The sequence below is a fragment of the Pleomorphochaeta sp. DL1XJH-081 genome (assembly GCF_049310885.1).
Lineage (GTDB): Bacteria > Spirochaetota > Spirochaetia > Sphaerochaetales > Sphaerochaetaceae > CAYZJV01.
On record NZ_JBMDYO010000010.1, the window covers coordinates 1 to 20,660 of the forward strand.

At 53.7% G+C, this 20,660-nt stretch carries 30 protein-coding genes and 1 riboswitch; of the genes, 23 read left to right on the plus strand and 7 right to left on the minus strand.

Features of this window, described 5'->3' with window-relative positions:
- The first annotated feature begins 505 nt into the window (after positions 1-505).
- The gene (locus tag ACODJP_RS12345; protein ID WP_422481949.1) at positions 506-1,012 is read left to right on the plus strand and encodes a hypothetical protein; all 507 of its coding nucleotides are present in this window, start codon (positions 506-508) and stop codon (positions 1,010-1,012) included.
- On the opposite strand, the gene ACODJP_RS12350 is transcribed toward ACODJP_RS12345, so the two are convergent.
- The gene (locus ACODJP_RS12350) at positions 1,002-1,175 is read right to left on the minus strand and encodes a hypothetical protein (protein WP_422482110.1); all 174 of its coding nucleotides are present in this window, start codon (positions 1,173-1,175) and stop codon (positions 1,002-1,004) included. The genes ACODJP_RS12345 and ACODJP_RS12350 overlap by 11 nt on opposite strands.
- 66 nt (positions 1,176-1,241) lie before the next feature.
- Between ACODJP_RS12350 and ACODJP_RS12355 the strand changes: the two genes are divergently transcribed.
- The 14 genes from ACODJP_RS12355 (at position 1,242) to ACODJP_RS12420 (ending at position 9,983) form a co-directional block, all read left to right on the plus strand.
- Positions 1,242-1,400 (plus strand): HNH endonuclease signature motif containing protein, encoded by a 159-nt coding sequence (locus ACODJP_RS12355; RefSeq protein WP_422482106.1) that lies wholly within the window; start codon positions 1,242-1,244, stop codon positions 1,398-1,400.
- A 142-nt stretch (positions 1,401-1,542) separates the two neighbouring features.
- Positions 1,543-2,082 (plus strand): P27 family phage terminase small subunit, encoded by a 540-nt coding sequence (locus ACODJP_RS12360; protein WP_422481951.1) that lies wholly within the window; start codon positions 1,543-1,545, stop codon positions 2,080-2,082.
- Between the two features lie 28 nt (positions 2,083-2,110).
- The gene (metK, locus tag ACODJP_RS12365) at positions 2,111-3,274 is read left to right on the plus strand and encodes a methionine adenosyltransferase (protein ID WP_422481953.1); all 1,164 of its coding nucleotides are present in this window, start codon (positions 2,111-2,113) and stop codon (positions 3,272-3,274) included.
- A gap of 296 nt (positions 3,275-3,570) precedes the next feature.
- Positions 3,571-3,957: an HNH endonuclease gene (locus tag ACODJP_RS12370; RefSeq protein ID WP_422481955.1), complete on the plus strand. Its 387-nt coding sequence runs from the start codon at positions 3,571-3,573 to the stop codon at positions 3,955-3,957.
- Complete coding sequence (locus tag ACODJP_RS12375) at positions 3,954-5,201, plus strand: site-specific DNA-methyltransferase (protein WP_422481957.1); 1,248 nt, start codon at positions 3,954-3,956, stop codon at positions 5,199-5,201. Before ACODJP_RS12370 ends, ACODJP_RS12375 begins: the two co-directional genes overlap by 4 nt.
- On the plus strand, positions 5,194-5,499 hold the full coding sequence (locus tag ACODJP_RS12380; RefSeq protein ID WP_422481959.1) for a hypothetical protein: 306 nt from the start codon (positions 5,194-5,196) through the stop codon (positions 5,497-5,499). The genes ACODJP_RS12375 and ACODJP_RS12380 overlap by 8 nt, the downstream gene beginning before the upstream one ends.
- Complete coding sequence (locus ACODJP_RS12385) at positions 5,496-5,807, plus strand: hypothetical protein (protein ID WP_422481961.1); 312 nt, start codon at positions 5,496-5,498, stop codon at positions 5,805-5,807. Before ACODJP_RS12380 ends, ACODJP_RS12385 begins: the two co-directional genes overlap by 4 nt.
- On the plus strand, positions 5,800-6,090 hold the full coding sequence (locus ACODJP_RS12390; RefSeq protein ID WP_422481963.1) for a hypothetical protein: 291 nt from the start codon (positions 5,800-5,802) through the stop codon (positions 6,088-6,090). Before ACODJP_RS12385 ends, ACODJP_RS12390 begins: the two co-directional genes overlap by 8 nt.
- Positions 6,077-6,313 carry a hypothetical protein gene (locus ACODJP_RS12395; RefSeq protein ID WP_422481965.1) on the plus strand — a complete coding sequence of 79 codons (237 nt, stop codon included), beginning with the start codon at positions 6,077-6,079 and terminating at the stop codon, positions 6,311-6,313. The genes ACODJP_RS12390 and ACODJP_RS12395 overlap by 14 nt, the downstream gene beginning before the upstream one ends.
- A 63-nt stretch (positions 6,314-6,376) precedes the next feature.
- Entirely contained in the window at positions 6,377-6,616 is a 240-nt protein-coding gene (locus ACODJP_RS12400; protein ID WP_422481967.1) for a DUF4314 domain-containing protein, read from the plus strand.
- A gap of 93 nt (positions 6,617-6,709) precedes the next feature.
- On the plus strand, positions 6,710-7,615 hold the full coding sequence (locus ACODJP_RS12405) for an amidoligase family protein (protein WP_422481969.1): 906 nt from the start codon (positions 6,710-6,712) through the stop codon (positions 7,613-7,615).
- A gap of 81 nt (positions 7,616-7,696) precedes the next feature.
- Positions 7,697-8,143: a gamma-glutamylcyclotransferase family protein gene (locus tag ACODJP_RS12410; protein WP_422481971.1), complete on the plus strand. Its 447-nt coding sequence runs from the start codon at positions 7,697-7,699 to the stop codon at positions 8,141-8,143.
- Positions 8,136-8,315: a DUF5049 domain-containing protein gene (locus tag ACODJP_RS12415; protein WP_422481973.1), complete on the plus strand. Its 180-nt coding sequence runs from the start codon at positions 8,136-8,138 to the stop codon at positions 8,313-8,315. Before ACODJP_RS12410 ends, ACODJP_RS12415 begins: the two co-directional genes overlap by 8 nt.
- A 66-nt stretch (positions 8,316-8,381) precedes the next feature.
- A complete protein-coding gene (locus tag ACODJP_RS12420; protein WP_422481975.1) occupies positions 8,382-9,983 on the plus strand; it encodes a terminase large subunit in 1,602 nt (533 codons plus the stop codon).
- Here the strand turns inward: ACODJP_RS12420 and ACODJP_RS12425 are convergent, their stop codons facing one another.
- Positions 9,984-10,394, minus strand: a complete 411-nt coding sequence (locus tag ACODJP_RS12425; RefSeq protein ID WP_422481977.1) for a hypothetical protein — start codon at positions 10,392-10,394, stop codon at positions 9,984-9,986.
- Positions 10,395-10,544: 150 nt separating this feature from the next.
- On the opposite strand from ACODJP_RS12425, the gene ACODJP_RS12430 reads away from it, so the two are divergent.
- The 8 genes from ACODJP_RS12430 to ACODJP_RS12465 all read left to right on the plus strand — a co-directional run bounded on the left by ACODJP_RS12430 (position 10,545) and on the right by ACODJP_RS12465 (position 16,073).
- Positions 10,545-11,873, plus strand: coding sequence for a phage portal protein (locus ACODJP_RS12430; protein ID WP_422481979.1), 1,329 nt, complete (start codon positions 10,545-10,547; stop codon positions 11,871-11,873).
- Positions 11,806-12,534, plus strand: coding sequence for a head maturation protease, ClpP-related (locus ACODJP_RS12435; RefSeq protein ID WP_422481981.1), 729 nt, complete (start codon positions 11,806-11,808; stop codon positions 12,532-12,534). The genes ACODJP_RS12430 and ACODJP_RS12435 overlap by 68 nt, the downstream gene beginning before the upstream one ends.
- A gap of 10 nt (positions 12,535-12,544) precedes the next feature.
- The gene (locus ACODJP_RS12440) at positions 12,545-13,747 is read left to right on the plus strand and encodes a phage major capsid protein (RefSeq protein ID WP_422481983.1); all 1,203 of its coding nucleotides are present in this window, start codon (positions 12,545-12,547) and stop codon (positions 13,745-13,747) included.
- A 12-nt stretch (positions 13,748-13,759) separates the two neighbouring features.
- The gene (locus ACODJP_RS12445; protein WP_422481985.1) at positions 13,760-14,287 is read left to right on the plus strand and encodes a hypothetical protein; all 528 of its coding nucleotides are present in this window, start codon (positions 13,760-13,762) and stop codon (positions 14,285-14,287) included.
- A 64-nt stretch (positions 14,288-14,351) separates the two neighbouring features.
- Positions 14,352-14,897: a hypothetical protein gene (locus tag ACODJP_RS12450; protein WP_422481987.1), complete on the plus strand. Its 546-nt coding sequence runs from the start codon at positions 14,352-14,354 to the stop codon at positions 14,895-14,897.
- Position 14,898: 1 nt separating this feature from the next.
- Positions 14,899-15,417, plus strand: coding sequence for a hypothetical protein (locus ACODJP_RS12455; protein WP_422481989.1), 519 nt, complete (start codon positions 14,899-14,901; stop codon positions 15,415-15,417).
- Complete coding sequence (locus ACODJP_RS12460) at positions 15,414-15,872, plus strand: hypothetical protein (protein ID WP_422481991.1); 459 nt, start codon at positions 15,414-15,416, stop codon at positions 15,870-15,872. Before ACODJP_RS12455 ends, ACODJP_RS12460 begins: the two co-directional genes overlap by 4 nt.
- 18 nt (positions 15,873-15,890) lie before the next feature.
- The gene (locus ACODJP_RS12465) at positions 15,891-16,073 is read left to right on the plus strand and encodes a hypothetical protein (RefSeq protein WP_422481993.1); all 183 of its coding nucleotides are present in this window, start codon (positions 15,891-15,893) and stop codon (positions 16,071-16,073) included.
- Between the two features lie 106 nt (positions 16,074-16,179).
- Here the strand turns inward: ACODJP_RS12465 and ribE are convergent, their stop codons facing one another.
- From ribE to panD, 5 genes are all read right to left on the minus strand, one after another.
- Entirely contained in the window at positions 16,180-16,650 is a 471-nt protein-coding gene (ribE, locus tag ACODJP_RS12470; protein ID WP_422481995.1) for a 6,7-dimethyl-8-ribityllumazine synthase, read from the minus strand.
- Positions 16,651-16,687: 37 nt separating this feature from the next.
- Entirely contained in the window at positions 16,688-17,911 is a 1,224-nt protein-coding gene (locus tag ACODJP_RS12475; protein WP_422481997.1) for a bifunctional 3,4-dihydroxy-2-butanone-4-phosphate synthase/GTP cyclohydrolase II, read from the minus strand.
- Positions 17,912-17,933: 22 nt separating this feature from the next.
- Complete coding sequence (locus tag ACODJP_RS12480; RefSeq protein WP_422481999.1) at positions 17,934-18,584, minus strand: riboflavin synthase; 651 nt, start codon at positions 18,582-18,584, stop codon at positions 17,934-17,936.
- Positions 18,569-19,690, minus strand: coding sequence for a bifunctional diaminohydroxyphosphoribosylaminopyrimidine deaminase/5-amino-6-(5-phosphoribosylamino)uracil reductase RibD (ribD, locus tag ACODJP_RS12485; protein WP_422482001.1), 1,122 nt, complete (start codon positions 19,688-19,690; stop codon positions 18,569-18,571). The genes ACODJP_RS12480 and ribD overlap by 16 nt, the downstream gene beginning before the upstream one ends.
- A gap of 97 nt (positions 19,691-19,787) precedes the next feature.
- A riboswitch (FMN riboswitch) is annotated at positions 19,788-19,918 on the minus strand.
- A 360-nt stretch (positions 19,919-20,278) separates the two neighbouring features.
- Entirely contained in the window at positions 20,279-20,638 is a 360-nt protein-coding gene (gene panD / locus ACODJP_RS12490) for an aspartate 1-decarboxylase (protein ID WP_422482003.1), read from the minus strand.
- Positions 20,639-20,660 lie beyond the last annotated feature (22 nt).

A 20,660-nucleotide genomic window follows, 5' to 3' on the forward strand; every position in this document is an offset into this window, starting at 1 on the left:
CGTCACGCCACAAGGGCTCTTCTTGGCAGGTAACGCCCGAGGGTACCGCTGGGGAGGCCTTTTACGTTACGTTCACAACCTAAACCACACAAAACAGGGAGAAGACTCAACCGTAAGATTGATTCCATTGTGAGGACTAGGCGAGCAAGGTGCTGTGCCTTTAGCACAGGGTGCATGAACTGCGCTGGAATGTTCACGATATGCATGAAACCCAATCGTTAAAATATCAGAAAATAACAGTTGTGCTCAGTTTGCTTTTCACGCTACTGTACACTCAGACAAGTCCATAAAGAGCTCGGGAATTCCTCCCGGGCTTTCTTTTTGCCCGAAGGAGATCAGTGCATGCCCTACAAGCCCAAGCGACCGTGCAGCCAGTGGAGTTAAGAATTGCCCGAAAACATATTCTTGAGTACTTTTGCGTTTGAACTATCAGCACGAAGATTCTGTATGATGGTGTGTCGGAGAATTTGTTCGAATTCCGTACACGTGAGATTAGGGAGGAATCATGAGAAAACTTGCTGTCGGAGCTAGCGTTTTATCTATTATTCTTTTAGTACTCAATGTGGTCCTTTATAACAACATTCCACAAGTTATTCCTGTGTTGAGAGGAGTCGAGGCAGGGAAGACTTTTCTCCTGAGCATACGCATACTCGTTATCAACATCCTTACCCTTGCTGCCTTCCTGATTCTCTCAAAGAGCATACACCGCTCTCAACGAGATAATGAACTGAATTCCTACGGTTCATGGATATTGATCTTCATCATGGTCAAGATGCTCTCGGAATTCACGGGCTTGTTTTATGAGGGTTTCTTGATCCTCCAGATGTCCCTCCTGTTAGCGGGAGTCGTGCTACTGTTGTTATACGGTTTGTTTCGACACAGATATCTGATCAGCAAGGAATTTTGGAAACCAGTAAAGTTCATCGCATCAGAAAAAATCATCCTTGCGATACTCCTTATCGTATACATTGCTGTGAATATCCCTGTGATATCCATTATCCCTAGCCAATAAGAACTGTTTCATTTCCACAGGAGAACCTCTCATGCCCTACAAGCCCAAGCGACCGTGCAGCCATCCGGGTTGCCCACGACTCACCGAAGGTCGGTACTGTGAGGAGCATGCGAAAGAGGCTGCAAAGACCTACGAACGCAACCAGCGGGATCCCGGCACCCACAAGCGCTACGGCTCCTCCTGGAGAAAAGCTCGCAGTAAGTTCCTCGCCGAGCATCCATTCTGCGAGCTGTGTCGCAGGCAGGGAAGACTTACACGAGCGACGGTTGCCCATCACATCAAGGCCACTAGATATGGTGGTACTGATGACGAGGAGAACCTTATGGCACTATGTAACAGGTGCCACTCGGCCCTCCACGGGCGTCAAAAGGACCGATGGAAAGGTTAAAAGGTTACTACTGGTGGTGTACCCCCTAGGGGATTGTCAATCTCTACACCATATGTAGCGTACAACGGGCAGGGGCAATCACGCGTAAAAATTGGAATTCAAACGGGGGATTGACCCCCTCATCATACGAAGGCGGTGCAACATGGCAAAAGACGGTACCAACCGTGGTGGTGCCCGCGTCGGTGCAGGGCGCAAACCCAAGGCTCTCTCAGAGAAAATCCACGAAGGCAGAGCTGCCAGCGTGGTGCAACAGCCTGAGGCTGCCGAGCTCGAAGGCGCGGATATGCCACCGGTAAAGTATTACATGACAGTCACTCAGAAGAGTGGCATTGAACTCGATGCCGCAGAGGTCTTCCAGGAGACATGGGATTGGCTCAAGACCAGACGCTGTGAGAATTTAGTCAGCAGCCAGATCATCCACCAGTACGCGATGGCAGTGGCCAGGTGGATCCAGTGCGAGATGGCAGTCAGCGAGTACGGATTCCTCGCAAAGCACCCTACCACCGGTGCTGCGATCGCTTCTCCGTACGTGGCGATGAGCCGTGAATACATGAAACAGGTGAACCAGATATGGTACCAGATCTTCCAGATCGTGAAGGAGAACAATGCCACCTCATACCAAGGAGCAAATCCTCAGGACGACCTGATGGAACGGCTGCTCACTTCCAGGCGCAGCCGCTAGGAAATCAAACAATCAAAGGAATTCAAACATGAAAAACCACCTCACATCCGAGAGTGTCTGCTGCGGACATCCAGATAAGCTATGCGACTACATCGCCGACTCGATACTCGATGCCTGCCTCAGCAGCGATGCATATTCGCGCGTGGCCTGCGAGGTCATGGCGACCAAGGGCCGGATCATCGTCGCCGGAGAGATCACCAGCCGCACCAAGGTCAACATACGCCAAACCGTACGGACCGCCCTTGCAGAGTGTGGCTACAACCCCAAGGAATTCACCATCAGCGTATTCCTCCACAACCAGAGTTCGGATATTGCAGGCGGCGTCGATACCGCCCTGGAGATCAGGGATGCCGAGGGTAAAGTGGATGAATTGGGAGCCGGGGACCAGGGGACGGTGTACGGCTATGCAACCGATGAGACACCCACCTGCATTCCTCTGCCGCTTGAGCTCTCCCACCGCATCTGCAGCATCCTGGACACGTGCAGGAAGAACGGAACCATCATGGGAATCCGCAGCGACGGCAAGGCACAGGTATCGGTGGAGTACGAGAATGACAAGCCCGTCAGGGTGTCCGCCGTCATCGTCTCGGTCCAGCATGAGCGGGACAAGGACCTGCAAACACTTAGGGAAGAGATCATTGAGAAGGTGCTCAAGCCTGCCTTCATTCACTTCCCCATCGATGCACACACCCGTATCCTCATCAACCCATCCGGCCGTTTCGTTGAGGGCGGACCTGCCGCCGACACCGGCCTGACAGGTCGCAAGATCATGGTGGACACCTACGGGGGCCTGGCACTCCACGGAGGTGGCGCCTTCAGCGGCAAGGATGCGACCAAGGTGGACCGAAGCGGGGCTTACATGGCGCGCATGATCGCCAAGAACATCGTGGCAGCAGAGTTGGCCAGTAGATGTGAAGTCGCCATCTCGTATGCCATCGGTAAGGCCGAACCGGTTGCGGTAAATGTACACACCTTCGCTACCGGCAAAGTGGATGATGAGCAGCTCGCCAAGGCTGTTCGCACGATCTTCAGTCTTAAGCCAAGCGACATCATCGATCAGCTGGGACTACGTAGTCCTGTATACAACCTCACCTCCTGCTATGGCCATTTCGGTAATGCGCTGTTTGCATGGGAACAGGTGAGCGAGCGGTATATAGAGGCGCTCAAGGGAGAACTGGATCATGACCATTGAACAGAAACACATCGATGAGCTGCTGCCTGCAGACTACAACCAACGCAGGAAACAAGAGAACAAAGAGGAAGAACATGCGCATAGATTTCAGCTGTGAAACCTGTGGCAAATCCAGCTCGAGAAAGTATGCGCAAGGAAGAATACCTTCTCACTTTTTTTGCTCGGTCCAATGCCAGAATGAATGGCAGAAGACAAGAGAAGACATCATTCAAAAGAATAAAGATCCTGAATTTCGGAAAAAGGTGAGCTCCGGGCTTAAGCGGAGGAAGCTGAAACTTGGAGACAGTTACCATTCCATGGAAACAAAACGGAAAATTGGTAGAGCCACACTCCTGCACTGGGAGAATTATGATGATGCCACAAAAATTCGGCTTCTTGACATCCTTCGCTCGAATGCGAGGCATAAGAAAACACACGGTCCTTACGACTATGATTGGCAAAAACTCAGTTCCGAATTGCGGAGAGGTTCCTCATGCATCCGATGCGGAGGCTCTGAGAACTTATGTGTACATCATATTGTTCCAGTTTCCGAATCAGGAACGAGGGAAAAAGCAAACCTAGTAGTTCTCTGTGACTCGTGTCATGGAATTGTCGACCAACAGCAGAAGAAACTAGTCACACTATTAGGTGATTGGGAAGTCGTTCATTTACTCGTTGCAGAAAGGTTGGGGAAAATAATATGAGAATCCAAAAGATGAGACTGTCGGATCTGAATCCGGCGACATACAACCCACGTAAAGCGCTCAAGAGTGGGGATCCCGAGTATGAGAAGCTCAAACGATCGCTCGAGCAGTTCGGCTATGTCGAACTTATCGTAGTCAACATCGCCAACGACAACACTGTCATATCCGGCCACCAACGGCTGAATGTCCTCAAGGACATGGGAGTAGCCGAAGAGGACTGCATTTTAGTCGAATTAGATACCGACAAAGAGAAAGCCCTAAATATCGCCATGAACAAGATCAGCGGCGAGTGGGACAAGGACAAGCTAGCCTTGCTCATCACTGAGTTGCAGGGCGAGGATTTCGACATCTCGCTCACCGGTTTCGACCCGGCTGAGATTGACGACCTGTTCAAGGATGCTCTTGCCGACGGGGTGCATGACGATGATTTTGATGTGAATGCCGAGCTCGAGAAGCCTGCGATCACCAAAACTGGGGACCTGTGGAAACTGGGAAGACACCGCTTGGTATGCGGAGATAGCACCAAAGCCGAGACATTTGAGCTGCTCATGGCAGGATCCAAAGCGAACCTGGTGGTCACCGATCCCCCCTACAACGTCAACTACGAGGGCACAGCGGGCAAGATCAAGAATGATAACATGGGTAACGATGCCTTCGCCCAGTTCCTGCTCGATGCCTTCACCAACACTGCCTCCCACATGGCCGACGATGCCTCCATCTACGTCTTCCATGCTGATACCGAGGGGCTGAACTTCCGTAAGGCTTTCAGCGAGGCAGGCTTCTACCTGTCGGGCACCTGCATCTGGAAGAAACAGTCGCTGGTGCTTGGACGCTCACCGTATCAGTGGCAGCACGAACCGGTGCTCTTCGGGTGGAAGAAGAAGGGCAAGCACCAGTGGTACACCGGACGCAAGGAATCGACCATCTGGGAATTCGACAAGCCAAAGAAAAATGGCGAGCATCCTACGATGAAACCGGTGGCCCTCCTTGCCTACCCGATCATGAACTCCTCGATGAGCAACACGCTGGTGCTCGATCCGTTCGGTGGCAGCGGCAGTACGCTAGTCGCCTGCGAGCAGACCGAACGGAGCTGTGCCACCATCGAGCTGGATGAGAAGTATTGCGACGTCATCGTCAAACGCTATATCGAACTCACCGGTTCCTCAGCTGATGTCACCGTGCAGCGCGACGGATTGGATTACTCCTACGAGGAAGTCTCCTCCCTGGAGGCAACTGATGGATGAGCTGACCCTGATCACTACGCTCGCGGTATGCCTGTTCGGTTCGGGAGGTATCGTATTGTGGCTGCTGAACCGACTGGCAAAGAAAAGTGATGACCGTCACCTCTATGCGAAGGACCTCAAGGAGATCAAGACCACCATCACCAGAGTCCAAATGGGTCTGGTCATGGCACTGGAGAATGACAAGGTCATCTTCAAGTCGCTGAGGACCCACGAGATCAACGGGGAGAGCGAGGAGCAGGAAAAGAAAATGGACGATTACTTTTTGTCACTGCTTGGCAGCAAGGGGGAACATACATGATCCTCAGTGCCATATTACTTACCTTCGCCGCGTTCCTAGGGCTGGTGATGGAACTGTACAAGAAGAGCGTTCGTCGTGACAGGGCAAGCGAGAACGAGATCAAGCTGGTCGCCCTCGCCTGCTCGGCAGCTCTCGCGTACGTGACCTACCAAGTAGTACCGGCAGCTACACCGACTGGGGAGCTGAACAGTACACCCTATCTGGTGGTCCTGTACACGATAGCGATCTACCTGCTGCAGCTTCCTGCGTGCATGGCGTTCTGGAAACCACTGGTCAAAAAATTCATGGAGAGTAAAGTCGATGAATGAAATCATGCAGATGCTCATCCTCATCATCCTGGGGTTGTTGGGGATCACCCGCTATCAAGCACACAAGACCAAGGACCTGAAAAAGGATATCCAACAAGAGCGGGAAACGGTAAAGAAACGAGAACAGCAATTGGAGAAGATCGATGAAGTACAGCAGAAGATCACCACCATCGCCCAAGAAAAACCTCCTGAAACGATCGAACCTCCTGCAAGCGGTGATACTGCTGGTCGTCTTGATCGTCTTAATCGGCTGCACAAGCGTGCCAACGGTGGAGGAGAATGACCCGTATCGCCAGATCTTGGTCTCGATGGCTCCCGAAGCTCCACCGATCCCGGTTTTTCCTACCCTGAGTTGGTCATACGAGAACAGTTTGTACTGCATAGAAGAGGCGGATGCGGATGCGCTTCTGGACTACGGGGAGAACGAACTTCCGCTGTTTGCCCACCGCTATGGTCAGTACGTGCGCCAGATGCGCCTCATTTTGGATGCGTTGGCGAAACCCTGAATCATTGTACTTGCTATTCATGCAAAGCTGAGCGATCAATGCACACTGACAGGGAGGATACATATGGATGAGATGAACCGTAAGAGAGTCGAGGTCCTCAAAAAGCAATACCCAAGCGGGTGTACCGTCGAGCTGGTGAGCATGGATGATGAGTACGCACCGCCGGCGGGCACCAAGGGGACAGTGGCCCATGTGGACGACATTGGAACCATCCACATTGCATGGGAAACCGGCTCGACTTTGGGAGTGGTACCGGGGGTCGACATGGTGAGACGCCTGGACGAAGAAATACCTGCAAAATAGTGTATCTTATTTGCATATATACACTTGCTATATATCCCTCTTTGAGTGATTACTACAGTACGAAGAAAAACACACCAAAGAGAGGTAGACGGCATGGAAAAGACAACACGGTTCGGAATCGAGGTAGAGATGACAGGCATCACCCGCAAGGACGCAGCCCAGGCTGCCCAGACGGTCCTCGGTGGCACTCTAGCCTACGGTGGCTCCTACTACGACACCTACGAACTGAAGACCTTCGATGGCCGCACATGGAGGTTCACCTACGACGGATCCATTCGATGCGAGACCAAGAGAAACGGAATCAGGGAAACCGCCACAAGGCTTTACAGCGTCGAGCTGGTCAGCCCGATTCTCACCTACGAAGCGGACATCGAGAACCTGCAGGAGGTGATCAGGGCGCTCAGAAAGGCCGGAGCCTTCACCAACAGCTCATGCGGCATCCACATCCACCTCGACGGGCAGGACCACACACCGCGCTCGATCAGAAACTTCGTGAACATCATCTACGCCCGAAACGACCTGTTCTATAAAGCCCTTGGCATTGAAGCCCAGCGGGCACGGTATTGCAAGAGGATGGACGAACACCTTGTGGCAACCATGAACCGCCAAAAGCCCACCACCTTCGCTAAGATCGAGAGCATCTGGTACGAAGGCTACCGGGGAAACCGGGACGCACACTACCACGAAAGCCGCTACCATTTCTTGAACCTGCACTCTTTCTTCCACGGCCACAAGACCGTCGAGCTACGCGGTTTCAACAGCACCCTCCATGCCGGAGAGGTCAGAAGCTACATCGTCCTTGCCCTTGCGCTGAACACCCAAGCGCTCTCCCAAAGCTCGGCGAGCACCAAGAAGCCCCAAGCCGAGAACGAGAAGTTCGCGATGCGCACCTACCTCAACCGCATCGGCTTCATCGGCGACGAGTTCAAGGCTTGCCGCGAGCACCTGACTAAGCGCCTTAGCGGATCAGCCGCATGGAGACGGCGTGTTGCCGCCTGAAGGGGCAACCTGATGAGACCTTGAGGGCGGGACGACCGCCCTTTCAGGTGGTAGAAGACCAAGTGAAGGAGTAAAGCAACGATGAAGAAAGTCTATCTGGCTTATGGAAGCAATCTGAATCTCGAGCAAATGGGATACCGATGCCCCGATGCAGCGGTCATCGGAACAACGATACTGCACGATTACCACCTTGTATTCAGAGGGGGCCGACATAGTGGCGTGGCCACTATCGAGATGAAACGGGGAGCAAGCGTACCGGTGCTGCTCTGGCAGATCACCGAAAAATGTGAGAAGGCACTGGACCGCTACGAGGGGCATCCACACCTGTACCGTAAAAAGCGCTTGATGGTGAACCTGGATGGGGATGAGCTGGTGGCGATGGCCTACGTCATGAACGAAGGCCCTCTGCTGGCGATGCCGGATGCGTACTACTACGCGACCATCCTACACGGCTACCGCGACTGTGGTTTTGATGAAGCAATCCTCAAGCAGGCGGTAATACACATGATGGAGGTACTTGATGACTGAGAAGATCAAACAGCAGATCCTCGAGGTACGTGAGAGCGGCCTGACGAACATGTTCGACATCCCTACGGTGAAGTGGATCGCCATGCGCATGGATCTTGCTGACCTGGTACACTACCTGAGCGAAGATCACAGTACAGAATACACCCACTTCATCCTCACCGGCGAAGGCTGACACAAGCCGCTTGAACGCCTTAGTGAAGACCCTCCGGGGTCTTCTTTTCGTATACATAGGAATGCCATGAAACAACTGAAGAAATACCAACCCACTGCATTCATGGCCAAGGATTCGACCTACGACAAGACCCTGGCCGACCATGCGGTGGCCTTCATCCAGTGCCTGAATCATACCAAGGGAGTGTGGGCGGGAAAGCCCTTCCTGCTGCTTCCTTGGCAGGAGCAGATCATCCGCGACCTGTTCGGTATCGTCAAGACCGACGGATATCGGCAATTCAACACCGCCTACATCGAGATTCCCAAGAAGAATGGCAAGAGCGAGCTCGCCGCCGCGGTGGCACTGCTGCTGACCTGCGCCGACTTCGAGGAACGCGCCGAGGTCTATGGATGCGCAGCCGACCGCCAACAGGCATCGATCGTATTCGAAGTGGCAGCGGACATGGTTCGTATGTGTCCCTCGCTGAATCGACGAGTGAAGATCCTGGCAGCCACCAAGCGCATCGTGTACCTGCCGACCAACAGCTTCTACCAGGTGCTGAGCGCCGAAGCCTACTCCAAGCATGGATTCAATATCCACGGGGTGGTCTTCGACGAACTGCACACCCAACCGAATAGAAAGCTCTTTGACGTGATGACCAAGGGCTCGGGCGATGCCAGAGCACAGCCGCTGTTCTTTTTGATCACCACGGCGGGAACCGACCAGCACTCGATCTGCTACGAGCAGCACCAGAAGGCCAAGGACATTCTCGAGGGAAGAAAACACGATAAGACCTTCTACCCCCTCATCTACGGAGCTGATGAAAACGACGACTGGACGGACCCGAAGACCTGGAAGAAGGCCAATCCGTCGCTGGGACATACCATTGCCTTGGAGAAGGTAAAGGCAGCGTGTGAGAGTGCACGCCAAAATCCCGCCGAGGAGAACAGTTTCCGCCAGCTTCGGCTCAACCAATGGGTCAAGCAAGCCATCCGCTGGATGCCGATGGAGAAATGGGACCAGTGCGATTTCCCGGTGGATGAGACGGCATTGGAAGGAAGGGTCTGCTACGGTGGTCTCGATCTTTCGTCCACCACCGATATAACCGCCTTCACTCTCATATTCCCACCGCGGGATGAGGAGGACAAGTTCTCCGTGCTGCCCTACTTCTGGCTTCCCGAGGAGACCCTCGACCTACGTGTACGGCGTGATCATGTACCCTACGACGTGTGGGAGCGCGAAGGGTTCATCCAAACCACCGAAGGCAATGTGGTCCACTATGGGTACATCGAAGCCTTCATCGAGGATCTGGGCAAAAGATACAACATCCGTGAGATCGCCTTCGACCGCTGGGGAGCAGTGCAGATGGTGCAGAACCTCGAGGGCATGGGCTTCACCGTGGTTCCTTTCGGCCAGGGCTTCAAGGACATGAGCCCACCGACCAAGGAACTGATGAAACTGGTCCTCGAACGTACCTTCGCTCATGCGGGGCACCCGGTGCTCCGTTGGATGGTGGACAACATCTTCATCCGTACCGATCCGGCGGGGAACATCAAACCGGACAAACAGAAGTCTACCGAGAAGATCGATGGTGCGGTGGCCGCGATCATGGCACTGGATCGGGCGATCAGGTGTGGCAACGATCTACGTGAATCGGTATACGAGAACCGGGGCATCCTGTTCATCTGATCACTTGATGAATTCAAGAATCGGGCCGTCAAGGAAGCGGGTTGCAGTCTTTACACCATGCATGTTCACAGAATTACCCTCTTTTTGACTTTGATAATCAAGGATGAATTTAAAGACATACCCCATAAGAGAGCCAATCCATTGGCTTTCCTGTGCATTGACTTTGAGTTCATCAGCGTTTTTCATATTCCGGTCGTAGATGGTCATCAGTGACTTTACTGGAGGAACCCCAAGATCATTGGCGAAAGCAATGCAAGACATGTATGTGGGTTCTGTGATTGTCCTCATACAAAAATCCCACAATGGACCGGAACCCATAAATGGTTTCGCATTTTGGTATTTCTCAACACCAAAACCTGAAGTGATTCTTTCAAGAATTTCACTGGTTTGAACGACTCTTTTTGGTTTCATAACAATCCTCCTTAGGATAGTAATCTAAAAAATATACGGGTTCCTTTTACATGGCCTTTAATTACTCGTGTTTAATTTACTATGGTCCTAATTAGATGTCAAGCTTCTTATTCAAGTTTTTACTAAAAAAGAATAATTGGAGAGCAAATAATGAATCCCTTCAGCAAGATATTCACAAGATCACGTGACAAGCCCCAGGACAGGACCAGCGGGTCCTCATACAGTTTTCTCTTCGGAGGATCGACATCAGGCAAGGCGGTCAACGAACGCTCATCGATGCAGATGACGGCCGTCTATGCCTGCGTGCGCATCCTCGCCGAGGCGATCGCAGGACTGCCGCTTCACCTCTACCGCCATGACGACGATGCAAGCAAGCACAAGGCGAAGGAGCACCCGCTATACCCCCTGCTGCACGCAGAGCCGAATGCGGAGATGACCAGCTTTGTGTTCCGCGAGACGCTGATGACCCACCTGCTGCTCTGGGGCAACGCCTATGCGCAGATCATCCGAAACGGCAAGGGCCAGGTGGCGGCACTCTACCCCCTGATGCCCAACCGCATGCAGGTCGATCGTGACAAGAGTGGCAAGCTCTACTACCAATACACCACCAGCGCCGAGGATGCACCTACCATGAAGGGAACTTCAGTGGTCCTGGACGCCTCCGAGGTGCTGCACATCCCGGGACTCGGTTTCGACGGGTTGGTGGGCTACTCGCCGATCGCGATGGCCAAGAACGCCATCGGCATGGCGATCGCCTGTGAGGAGTATGGGGCGAAGTTCTTCGCCAACGGGGCCGCCCCGAGCGGGGTGCTGGAGCACCCGGGAACGGTGAAGGACCCCACACGCCTGCGCGATACGTGGCAAGGCCAGTTCGGGGGCTCGTCCAACTCACATAAGGTAGCGGTGCTCGAGGAGGGGATGAAATACACGCCGATTTCGATCTCACCTGAGCAGGCTCAGTTCCTGCAGACACGCAAGTTCCAGATCAACGAGATCGCACGCATCTTCCGCGTTCCCCCGCACATGGTGGGAGACCTGGAAAAATCCTCGTTCAGCAACATCGAGCAGCAGTCGCTGGAGTTCGTCAAATACACCCTCGACCCGTGGGTCATCCGCTGGGAGCAATCCCTCTCGCGTGCACTGTTGGATGCTGGAGAGAAGCAGACGCATTTCTTCCGCTTCAATGTCGAGGGGCTGCTGCGCGGTGATTACCAGAGCCGCATGGGCGGGTATGCGACGGCAAGACAGAACGGGTGGATGAGTGCCAACGATATCCGCTCCCTGGAGGACATGGACCTCATCGCCGACGGGGACGGGGGGAACCTCTACCTCATCAACGGAAACATGCTCCCCCTTTCGCGGGCCGGGGCATTCGCAGACAAGTCAACGGACACATCCCAGGAGGAGAGTAATGAAGAACAGGAAGTTCTGGCAATGGAAAAACCGGGGCGAAGACGAAGGCAGGCCGAGGATCCTTGAGCTTTCAGGCACGATCGCCGAGGAGAGTTGGTTCGATGATGATGTCACCCCCGAGCAGTTCCGCGATGAGCTGTTCGCCGACAGCGGCGAGGTGACCATCTGGATCAACAGCCCCGGAGGGGATTGCATCGCGGCCAGCCGCATCCACGCGATGCTCATGGACTATCCGGGAGCCATCACGGTGAAGATCGACGGGATCGCCGCGAGCGCGGCCTCGGTGATCGCGATGGCGGGCACGAGGGTGCTCATGGCACCCACCGCGCTCATGATGATCCACAACCCCATGACCGGAGCCTACGGCAACCATGAGGACATGCAGAAGGCCATCGGCATGCTGGACGAGGTGAAGGAGAGCATCATCAACGCCTACGAGATCAAGACGAACCTCACCCGCGCGAAGATCAGCCACCTGATGGACAACGAGACATGGATGAACGCGAAGAAGGCCATCGAGCTGGGCTTCGCCGATGCGATCCTCGAGGATGCGAAGAAGGCCTCGAACGAGGCATCGTACGCGTTCTCGATGCGCACCTCGCAGCTCTCGCTTCTGAACAAGATCACCACAACGCATGCGCACACGACGGACCAGGCGCCACCTGAAGCAGGCACAGCCGCCCTCGACGAACTCGAGACACGGCTGAATCTCATCAAACCCCACTAGGAGAGAACACATGGGAAAGATCAACGACATGCGCGCCCAGCGCGCGAAGGCCTGGGAACAGGCGAAGGCATTCCTCGATGCGAAACGCAACGACAAGGGCATCCTGGGCGCCGAGGATACCGCGACGTACGAGCGGATGGAGAAGGAGATCGTGGATTTGGGACACGAGATCGAGCGGCAGGAACGCATCGAGGCGTTCGAGCGTGAGCTGAACGCACACGTGGGCTCTCCCATCACCAGCCGCCCAGAGAACGCCCCGAAGGCCCAGATGAAGGCGGGACGGGCATCGCAGGAGTACCGCTCGGCATTCTGGAACCACATGCGGCGCCAGGGCAACGAGTTCGAGGTGAAGAACGCGCTGCAGGTGGGCACCGACACCGAGGGCGGCTACCTCGTCCCCGACGAGTTCGAACGCACCATCGTCGAGTCGCTGAAGGATGAGAACATCTTCCGTTCGATCGCGCATCTCATCCAGACCGCGAGCGGCGACCGCAAGATCCCGATCTCCGCATCCAAGGGCGAGGCGGCATGGATCGACGAGGAGGGAACGTATCCGGAGAGCGACGACAGCTTCGGTCAGGTGACCATCAGCGCCTACAAGCTGGGCACGATCATCAAGGTATCCGAAGAGCTGATCAACGACAGCGTGTTCGACATCGAGTCCTACATTGCCACCGAGTTCGCCCGCCGCATCGGGGCCAAGGAGGAGGCCGCGTTCTTCACCGGGGACGGATCGGGCAAGCCGCTGGGCATCCTCGCGGCCACAGGAGGAGCTCAGGTGGGAGTCACCGCCGCGTCGGCCACCGCGCTGACCTGTGACGAGGTCATCGACCTGTACCATGCGCTTCGGTCTCCGTACCGCAAGAACGCGGTGTGGCTGACCAACGACGCCACCATCAAGGCGATCCGCAAGCTCAAGGACGGCAACGGGCAGTACATCTGGCAACCCTCGCTGGTGGCCAAGGAGCCCGACACCATCCTCGGCCGCCCGGTGAGGACCTCGGCGTACATGCCCGAGATCGCCAGCGGTGCGAAGACGGTGGCCTTCGGGGACTTCTCGTACTACTGGATCGCCGACCGCCAGGGACGCACCTTCAAGCGTTTGGGAGAACTGTTCGCCCCGACCGGCCAGGTGGGATTCCTCGGGTCCCAGCGCGTGGACGGGCGGCTGATCCTCGGCGAGGCCGTCAAGGTCCTCGTGCAGAAAGCCTAAGGGAGGCACCTGATGGGATACAACACGAAAAACTACCGCGAACAAGGCGGTGAAAAGACGGTCATCGGCGGCGAGGTCATCCTCGCTGCCGACTGCATCATCACCGACGAGCGCCCGTGCCCGATACCCTACATTCCGGCATCGGGGGCCTCCACCGCGGCGAACGCGGTCAAGGACCTGAACGTCCTGATCGGGCACCTGAAGGAGGCGGGCCTGATCGAGCCTGAGATACCGACGCTTCAGGTGGCCATGTTGGAAACCGAAGTGGCTTCCCTCGTCGGCGAGGCGGCCGTCCTGTCGGTCCAGGCGGAAGCCTCGGACGGCAGGGCCTTGGCCTACCAATGGTACTCCAATACGGGGGCGACCAACACCGGGGGGACACTCATCAGCGGTGCGACGGCCAGTACCTATGAGGCACCCACGTCGAGCGCAGGAACCGCGTACTACTACTGCGTCGTGTCCGATGCGACCGCGGGTGCCACCAAGGCGTTCGCCGATGCCGCCACCGAGGCGTGCACGGTGACCGTCACCGAGGCTTAGAAATTCTATGGGGGCATCCCGGCGCAAGTCGGGGTGTCCGTCACCTTGATTAGGGAGGAAGCGCATGATCGCCAGCATCGCCATGTTCGACACCTACAGCGGCAACTACGAGGACGCTCCCGAGGCCGCAGAGCTCAAGGGCGCCTTCCTCTGTACTGCCGAGGATATCGTGAGCTCGTACCTGGGCTTCGATCCGAAGCAGCAGGAGCATGCCGATGTGGTCGTCTCGGGGACCGGTTCCAGGCGCCTGTACCTACCCTGTCGCAACATCACCGTTGTCCAAGCCCTCACCGTAGGAACGGCCGCTGTGGACATGTCCCTGGTGGCCGCATGCGACGACCATATCCGTTTTGTGGATCACACTACCAAGTTCCCCGTCGGCGAGGACAATATCCGCCTGAGCTACACAGCGGGATGGGACGCACAAGAGATGCCTTTGGTGATCGTCGTCTCGATCCTGCGCATCGCCACGCTCATGCTCAGCGAGACCGGGGGCAACATCGGCCTGACGGGCAAGAGCTTTGCCGACAACAGCCGCACGTTCGTCAATTACAGCAACTACCGCAAGTACCTGCAGCCGCTGGACAGCTTGCGCATCCTGGGGTTCTGACATGCTGGGGATGCGAAGAAGCTATAGCACCGAAAGCGTATCGGTCGAGACTGACCTGGCTGAAGCACTCTCCTACCTCCAGGGCCTCGGGGCGAAGCGGGACAAGGCGATGCGTCGCATCCTGGGCGGCATCGGCACGGCCGCAAGAGCCCAGGTGCGCAAGGCCTACAAGTCCCACGGGCTCTCAAAGGGCACCGGGGCGCTGTACAAGAGCATCAGCCGCCGCGTGATCCGTAGCGGCAAGGCGGTGATCGTCGAAGCCAAGGCTTCCTCCGAGCAGAACAAGGTATTCTACGGCTACGCCCTGGCCAAGGGAGCCCGGATCACTGCCAAGGATGGAGGCTGGCTGACCTTCCAAAAGGACGGCAAGTGGATGCGGGTGCATTCGGTGAAGCTTCCCGAGCGCGATTTCGTGGCCGCCCCAGTGAAGAAATACCTGAGCACGACGGCCTTCAAGACGAAGCTCGATCAGCTGGTGCAGCGGGAGGTGGCACGCATCGAGAAGGAGAACACACGATGAAGACAGAGATGCAGGTGCTCGAAAGGCTGAAGGATGTGATCGCGCGGGACCTGGCGGGCTTGCAGGAGCAGGAGGAAGGAATCTCCATCGAGCACTTCGATGAGAAGAACATAGAGATCGACTTCCCCGATGTGGATGCCATGCGGCGTCCCACGATGCTCTACATCCAACCCGATTATGAGAACCTCGAGCCGTTGGGGATGCATAGCGACCTGGCCACCATGCGCGCAACCATCTTTCTCCTGTGCAAGAGTGCACCCAACGCGATTCTGGTCAAGCGTGTATTCGCACTGTATGGAGCCCTGTACCTGCTCCTACGAGGGGACCCCACCCTGGGAGGCTTCATCGAGGACGCACGCATCACCGACATGGACTACTACCCTGCCGTCACCGCTTCGGCGACCATCACGGCCATCGAGGCAAGCATCGATTTGCAGTGGTCCAAGGAATTCTAAACAAGAGAGGAAACGCATATGGCATTTTACACAGGAACGGGATCGCGGCTGCAGGCAGGCAAGGAAAGCTCCTTCGCCCAGGCTGCCAGTCCCACGACGCTGGTCGACCTGACCAGCGAAAGCATCAAGGTGGCCGTCGAGAAAGGCGACGAGGGCTCGCTGCTGGGAAGCAAGACCGCATCAAACAGGGATCTTGGGTGATTGCTAGATTTTAATTCGCAATCCATGCGCTTAAATATAGAGCAGATGATAAAGCAGGAAGCAAATCCTCACACTTATCATCTGCCAAACAAAGTAAACAAAAGAATTACAGGGACTCCAAGAGATTGACCATTTCTACGGCTGATGTGGCCGCATCAAAGCCTTTGTTTCCAGCCTTGGTACCGGCCCGTTCAATCGCCTGCTCGATTGTATCGGTAGTGAGGACCCCGAAAATCACAGGCTTGGCAAAATCAAGTGAAATCCTGCCGATCCCTTTTGAAACCTCATTCGCCACAAAGTCAAAATGAGGTGTGCTCCCACGAATCACGCATCCGAGACAGATGATTGCATCATATTTTTCTGTCATGAGCATCCGCTTGGCTACCAAGGGGATTTCGAAAGCCCCTGGACACCAAGCAATGTCAATATCGCTGTCTTGTGTCCCATGGCGGGATAGTGAGTCCAGGGCACCATCGACAAGACGAGAGGTAATAAAATCATTGAATCTTGCAACAACAATTCCAAATCGCTTTCCCTGTGCGACCAGATTTCCTGAAAAAATTTGCTTTTCGTTCATATACATTTGCTCCTTAATCAAGTCTAGAGATGTATCTTCAGAGAAGATGTCCCATTTTTCTTGCCTTTGTATCCAGATAGTTCTTATTTGTATCATTGGAGGGAATAACAACAGGAACCCTATCAACAACCCTGATCCCATACGCTTCCAATCCAGCCAGCTTCTGTGGGTTGTTGGTGACAAGTCGTATCGATTGTACTCCAAGATCCTTTAGCATGGCAGCGCCAACAAAATACTCTCGCTCATCTGCATCAAAGCCTAAAGCAAGATTCGCATCCACCGTGTCAAGACCAGTCTCTTGGAGACGATATGTCCTCATCTTGTTCGGAAAACCGATTCCTCGTCCTTCCTGACGAAGATAGAGCAGGACTCCTTTCCCTTCATCTGCAATCATGTTCATGGATCTCTGCAACTGTTCTCCACAATCACAACGCAAGGAGTGGAACACATCGCCTGTGAGACATTCTGAATGCAACCTGACCAAAACCGACGGATCTAAAGACAATTCCTCAAGATCTCCCATGACCAACGCCATGTGATGTTTTCCTGAAGGGAATTGGTAATATGTATAAGCCTTGAACATACCGTATTCCGTAGGCAATGATACTTCTGAGTCCCGAACGACATATTCCTTCCCTATTTTCCGCCACGCAACCAATTGAGCCATCGTGATTATTGGCAAGGCATGGGCCTCGGCGAACACTTTCAAATCCTCAGTTCTCGCCATGGTCCCATCATCTTTGAGAATCTCACAAATGACAGCTGCAGGTTGCAATCCAGCCAAGCGAGCCAGATCCACCGCTGCTTCTGTATGACCCGGACGAACCAAAACTCCACCGTCAGCAGCGATAAGCGGGAACACATGTCCAGGAACATGGAAATCCTCAGCCTTCGAAGCAGGCACTGCCAATTGTCTGATGCTCAAGGCTCTATCAGTAGCGCTTATCCCTGTTGTGGTTTCGATATGGTCCACTGACACAGTAAAGGCAGTCCCCATAGGATCTTTAAGCCTCTCAATCATCGAATCCCCGTTCCTGCCAATCATCGGAAACAGCTTCAGTCGATCAGTAATGGTCTTAGCCAATGGGACACAAACCAACCCTCTTCCGTACGTTACCATAAAATTTATGATCTCAGGTGTTGCCAATTCAGCGGCAGCGATGAGGTCACCCTCGTGCTCCCTATGCTGATCATCGACAACCACTATAACCTTTCCGCTACGGATAGCGGCCAATGCTTCCTCAATACTAGAAAAATTCATATTCCTTTCTCCTAATTCCTCTTTACAACGTGAATCCATTTTCTTGTAAAAACGTCATACTCATCGTATCCTTTGTAGGGCTTGCCCTTTTGTTTCCTGCTGTGGTCAACAACCGTTGGACGTACTTGCCAAGCTGGTCACACTCAACATTCACCAAATCTCCGACCTTCTTGCTGGCAAGCGTAGTATGGGTTTTCGTATGTCCGACAAGGGATATCGCTACTTGGGTATGATCGAGATGGGCAACGGTAAGGCTTATGCCATCGATGGCGATGGAGCCCTTTTCGATGACGTAAGGCTCAAGATGCAAGGGAATTTTGACCGTAACCAATCTGGCGTCCTGTTCCTGTCTGGAATTCACTATGGTAGCCGTTGCGTCAACATGGCCAGATACCAGATGGCCACCCAACCGGTCCCCCATCCGGACAGCCCTTTCGAGATTCACCTGCATGCCTGGTTTCAAGAAACCCAAATTTGTAGTGCTCATGGTTACTGGCATGATCTCCGCACCAATTTCCAGTGAATCGTAGCCTACAATCGTAAGGCAGACCCCATTTACAGCGATGCTGTCACCAAGTGCCAGACTGTCCTGCATCATTCGACAGCCAATATGTAATATATTTCCTTGAAGTCCCCTAACAGAACCGACTTCTTCAATCAACCCGGTAAACATGAGGTCCTCCTTCTCGGATATGCTTCAATCATGATGTCGCAACCAATGGTAGATACACTTGCAATCTCGAACTTGCTAGATTCTGCCAGTTTACTGATGCCCTCCCCCTCTACAGGTGTACGCGCATCCTTGCCTCCAATGATGGTAGGAGCGATGAATACCAACATTTTCTGTACGGCGTTTGCACGGACGAAGGATTCCGCAAGAGTTCCCCCTCCCTCAACAAGCAGGCTGTCTATTCCTCTTTCAGCCAAGGCCTCCAATGTATGTTTTATCTGTTGCAACCGATCGGACGCAGCAATCACAATTACTTCCGCTCCTGCAGAACGATAGGACTCAACCTTCTTAGATGAAATCGCTGTCGTAGCGACTATGATTAGAGGGGCTTGATTGATTGTCTGGAATAATTTGGCGTCCAAGGGGGTCTTCCCGGTCGAATCCATCACCACCCTGACAGGATTTCTGGGATGACCATCCTCAGTACGGGTGGTAAGGAGTGGATTATCCTTCAAAACAGTTCCAACACCCACCATGATGGCGGAAATCGTATTCCGTAGCCGATGCACATAGGTTCTAGAGTACTTGGAAGTGATCCAACGGCTTTCGCCTGTTTTTGTGGCAATCTTGCCATCAAGACTCATTGCAGTCTTGATGATTACGAAGGGAGTCTTTGTGCTTATGAAATGGAGAAATACCTCATTCTGCTTTTGGGCTTGTTCTGCGAGCAGGCCACAAGATACCTCAATCCCTTGTCTTTCAAGATATGCAAACCCATTCCCATTGACCAACGGGTTTGGATCGGGAAGAGCACATACGACCCTTTGCACTTTAGCTGCAGCAATCGCCTCGCAACAGGGTGGGGTCTTGCCATGATGAGAACAAGGCTCCAGCGTAACATAGAGAGTACTCCCTTCAGCCTCCTTCCCTGCTGCTTGGAGTGCATGAATCTCTGCATGTGGCCCTCCGTAACGTTGGTGATAGCCTTCAGAAATAATTTTCCCATTTTTTACAAGTACAGCACCCACCAACGGATTGGGACTTGTATATCCCCTTCCCATTTCTGCAAGCTCGAGTGCCCTACTCATAAATTGTTCTTCATTGCTCATAAAAAAACCCCTTGAAACAATTCTTTCAAGGGTAATACATTGCATGGATTAAAAGAAAAATAACCGAACACAGGAGTAATCCTGTATCGGAGAAATTTCAATTCTTCTTCCATCCAGACTTTGACTGTCGGCTTCGGAGTTTGACCGAATCAACCCAAACGGGTTCGCGGGCTTGCAGCATGGCTGCCTACCGCCGGTAAGGAATTACACCTGACCCTGAAGAACTTTGTTTCAATCAATCATCTATACTGACGATTGATTCTATAATAGTTAATCACTTCAGTAAAATCATGTCAATAGGCAATCCCCTTCCGGACAACGCGCCCGATGAGAACTGCAGTTGGGGTGCGAAGAAGAATTCCCAGGGCAAAGCGGTCTACTGGAGAAGGAGAAAACAAATGAAACCGCTCATGAGAGCATCGATTTGATTCTCCCTAAAGCTGATAAGTGATCTACCTATACTGCTGGCAGTAAGATATATTTGAAGGGGTACGGTCCTTTTGGGAAACCAGCCAGCAAAAGATTTTCTGAGCTGCCATAACGAGCAGGTGTATATTGGGCAAGAACTATTTGGACAAGTATTCCCTGTCATGCTTTTGGAATATTTTCCTTGATGCTGTTGCTCTCTCCAAGGATAACAATCTTGGGTTGCCACGATTCTGCATCCTTGCTTTCTATATGCGTGTACGCAACGATGATCACTTTATCGCCTGCCACCACCAACCGGGCCGCGGCGCCATTTAGACAGATCTCACTCTCCTTACCATTGATGATGTAGGTGGAAAAGCGGGCCCCGTTGTTCATATTGAGGATATCCACCTTTTCGTGTAAAAACATACCAGCCTTTTTGTAGAGAAAGGGATCTATGGAAATTGATCCTTCATAATTGATATTCGCTCCGGTCACCGTCGCCTGATGTAGTTTGGATTTTAGGACTTCAATTATCATACAAGTACTCCTATGAGATACG

What these genes read in the sequence shown, in the direction of transcription:
- ACODJP_RS12425 (WP_422481977.1), bottom strand. Translation starts at nt 10,394, where the DNA reads ATGAAACCAAAAAGAGTCGTTCAAACCAGTGAAATTCTTGAAAGAATC.
- ribE (WP_422481995.1), bottom strand. Translation starts at nt 16,650, where the DNA reads ATGAACGAAAAGCAAATTTTTTCAGGAAATCTGGTCGCACAGGGAAAG.
- ACODJP_RS12450 (WP_422481987.1), top strand. Translation starts at nt 14,352, where the DNA reads ATGATCGCCAGCATCGCCATGTTCGACACCTACAGCGGCAACTACGAG.
- ACODJP_RS12410 (WP_422481971.1), top strand. Translation starts at nt 7,697, where the DNA reads ATGAAGAAAGTCTATCTGGCTTATGGAAGCAATCTGAATCTCGAGCAA.
- panD (WP_422482003.1), bottom strand. Translation starts at nt 20,638, where the DNA reads ATGATAATTGAAGTCCTAAAATCCAAACTACATCAGGCGACGGTGACC.
- ACODJP_RS12440 (WP_422481983.1), top strand. Translation starts at nt 12,545, where the DNA reads ATGGGAAAGATCAACGACATGCGCGCCCAGCGCGCGAAGGCCTGGGAA.
- ACODJP_RS12420 (WP_422481975.1), top strand. Translation starts at nt 8,382, where the DNA reads ATGAAACAACTGAAGAAATACCAACCCACTGCATTCATGGCCAAGGAT.
- metK (WP_422481953.1), top strand. Translation starts at nt 2,111, where the DNA reads ATGAAAAACCACCTCACATCCGAGAGTGTCTGCTGCGGACATCCAGAT.
- ACODJP_RS12435 (WP_422481981.1), top strand. Translation starts at nt 11,806, where the DNA reads ATGAAGAACAGGAAGTTCTGGCAATGGAAAAACCGGGGCGAAGACGAA.
- ACODJP_RS12375 (WP_422481957.1), top strand. Translation starts at nt 3,954, where the DNA reads ATGAGAATCCAAAAGATGAGACTGTCGGATCTGAATCCGGCGACATAC.
- ACODJP_RS12460 (WP_422481991.1), top strand. Translation starts at nt 15,414, where the DNA reads ATGAAGACAGAGATGCAGGTGCTCGAAAGGCTGAAGGATGTGATCGCG.
- ACODJP_RS12455 (WP_422481989.1), top strand. Translation starts at nt 14,899, where the DNA reads ATGCTGGGGATGCGAAGAAGCTATAGCACCGAAAGCGTATCGGTCGAG.
- ACODJP_RS12430 (WP_422481979.1), top strand. Translation starts at nt 10,545, where the DNA reads ATGAATCCCTTCAGCAAGATATTCACAAGATCACGTGACAAGCCCCAG.
- ACODJP_RS12385 (WP_422481961.1), top strand. Translation starts at nt 5,496, where the DNA reads ATGATCCTCAGTGCCATATTACTTACCTTCGCCGCGTTCCTAGGGCTG.
- ACODJP_RS12360 (WP_422481951.1), top strand. Translation starts at nt 1,543, where the DNA reads ATGGCAAAAGACGGTACCAACCGTGGTGGTGCCCGCGTCGGTGCAGGG.
- ACODJP_RS12475 (WP_422481997.1), bottom strand. Translation starts at nt 17,911, where the DNA reads ATGAATTTTTCTAGTATTGAGGAAGCATTGGCCGCTATCCGTAGCGGA.
- ACODJP_RS12370 (WP_422481955.1), top strand. Translation starts at nt 3,571, where the DNA reads ATGGAAACAAAACGGAAAATTGGTAGAGCCACACTCCTGCACTGGGAG.
- ACODJP_RS12345 (WP_422481949.1), top strand. Translation starts at nt 506, where the DNA reads ATGAGAAAACTTGCTGTCGGAGCTAGCGTTTTATCTATTATTCTTTTA.
- ACODJP_RS12465 (WP_422481993.1), top strand. Translation starts at nt 15,891, where the DNA reads ATGGCATTTTACACAGGAACGGGATCGCGGCTGCAGGCAGGCAAGGAA.
- ACODJP_RS12445 (WP_422481985.1), top strand. Translation starts at nt 13,760, where the DNA reads ATGGGATACAACACGAAAAACTACCGCGAACAAGGCGGTGAAAAGACG.
- ACODJP_RS12480 (WP_422481999.1), bottom strand. Translation starts at nt 18,584, where the DNA reads ATGTTTACCGGGTTGATTGAAGAAGTCGGTTCTGTTAGGGGACTTCAA.
- ACODJP_RS12380 (WP_422481959.1), top strand. Translation starts at nt 5,194, where the DNA reads ATGGATGAGCTGACCCTGATCACTACGCTCGCGGTATGCCTGTTCGGT.
- ribD (WP_422482001.1), bottom strand. Translation starts at nt 19,690, where the DNA reads ATGAGCAATGAAGAACAATTTATGAGTAGGGCACTCGAGCTTGCAGAA.
- ACODJP_RS12390 (WP_422481963.1), top strand. Translation starts at nt 5,800, where the DNA reads ATGAATGAAATCATGCAGATGCTCATCCTCATCATCCTGGGGTTGTTG.
- ACODJP_RS12415 (WP_422481973.1), top strand. Translation starts at nt 8,136, where the DNA reads ATGACTGAGAAGATCAAACAGCAGATCCTCGAGGTACGTGAGAGCGGC.
- ACODJP_RS12400 (WP_422481967.1), top strand. Translation starts at nt 6,377, where the DNA reads ATGGATGAGATGAACCGTAAGAGAGTCGAGGTCCTCAAAAAGCAATAC.
- ACODJP_RS12405 (WP_422481969.1), top strand. Translation starts at nt 6,710, where the DNA reads ATGGAAAAGACAACACGGTTCGGAATCGAGGTAGAGATGACAGGCATC.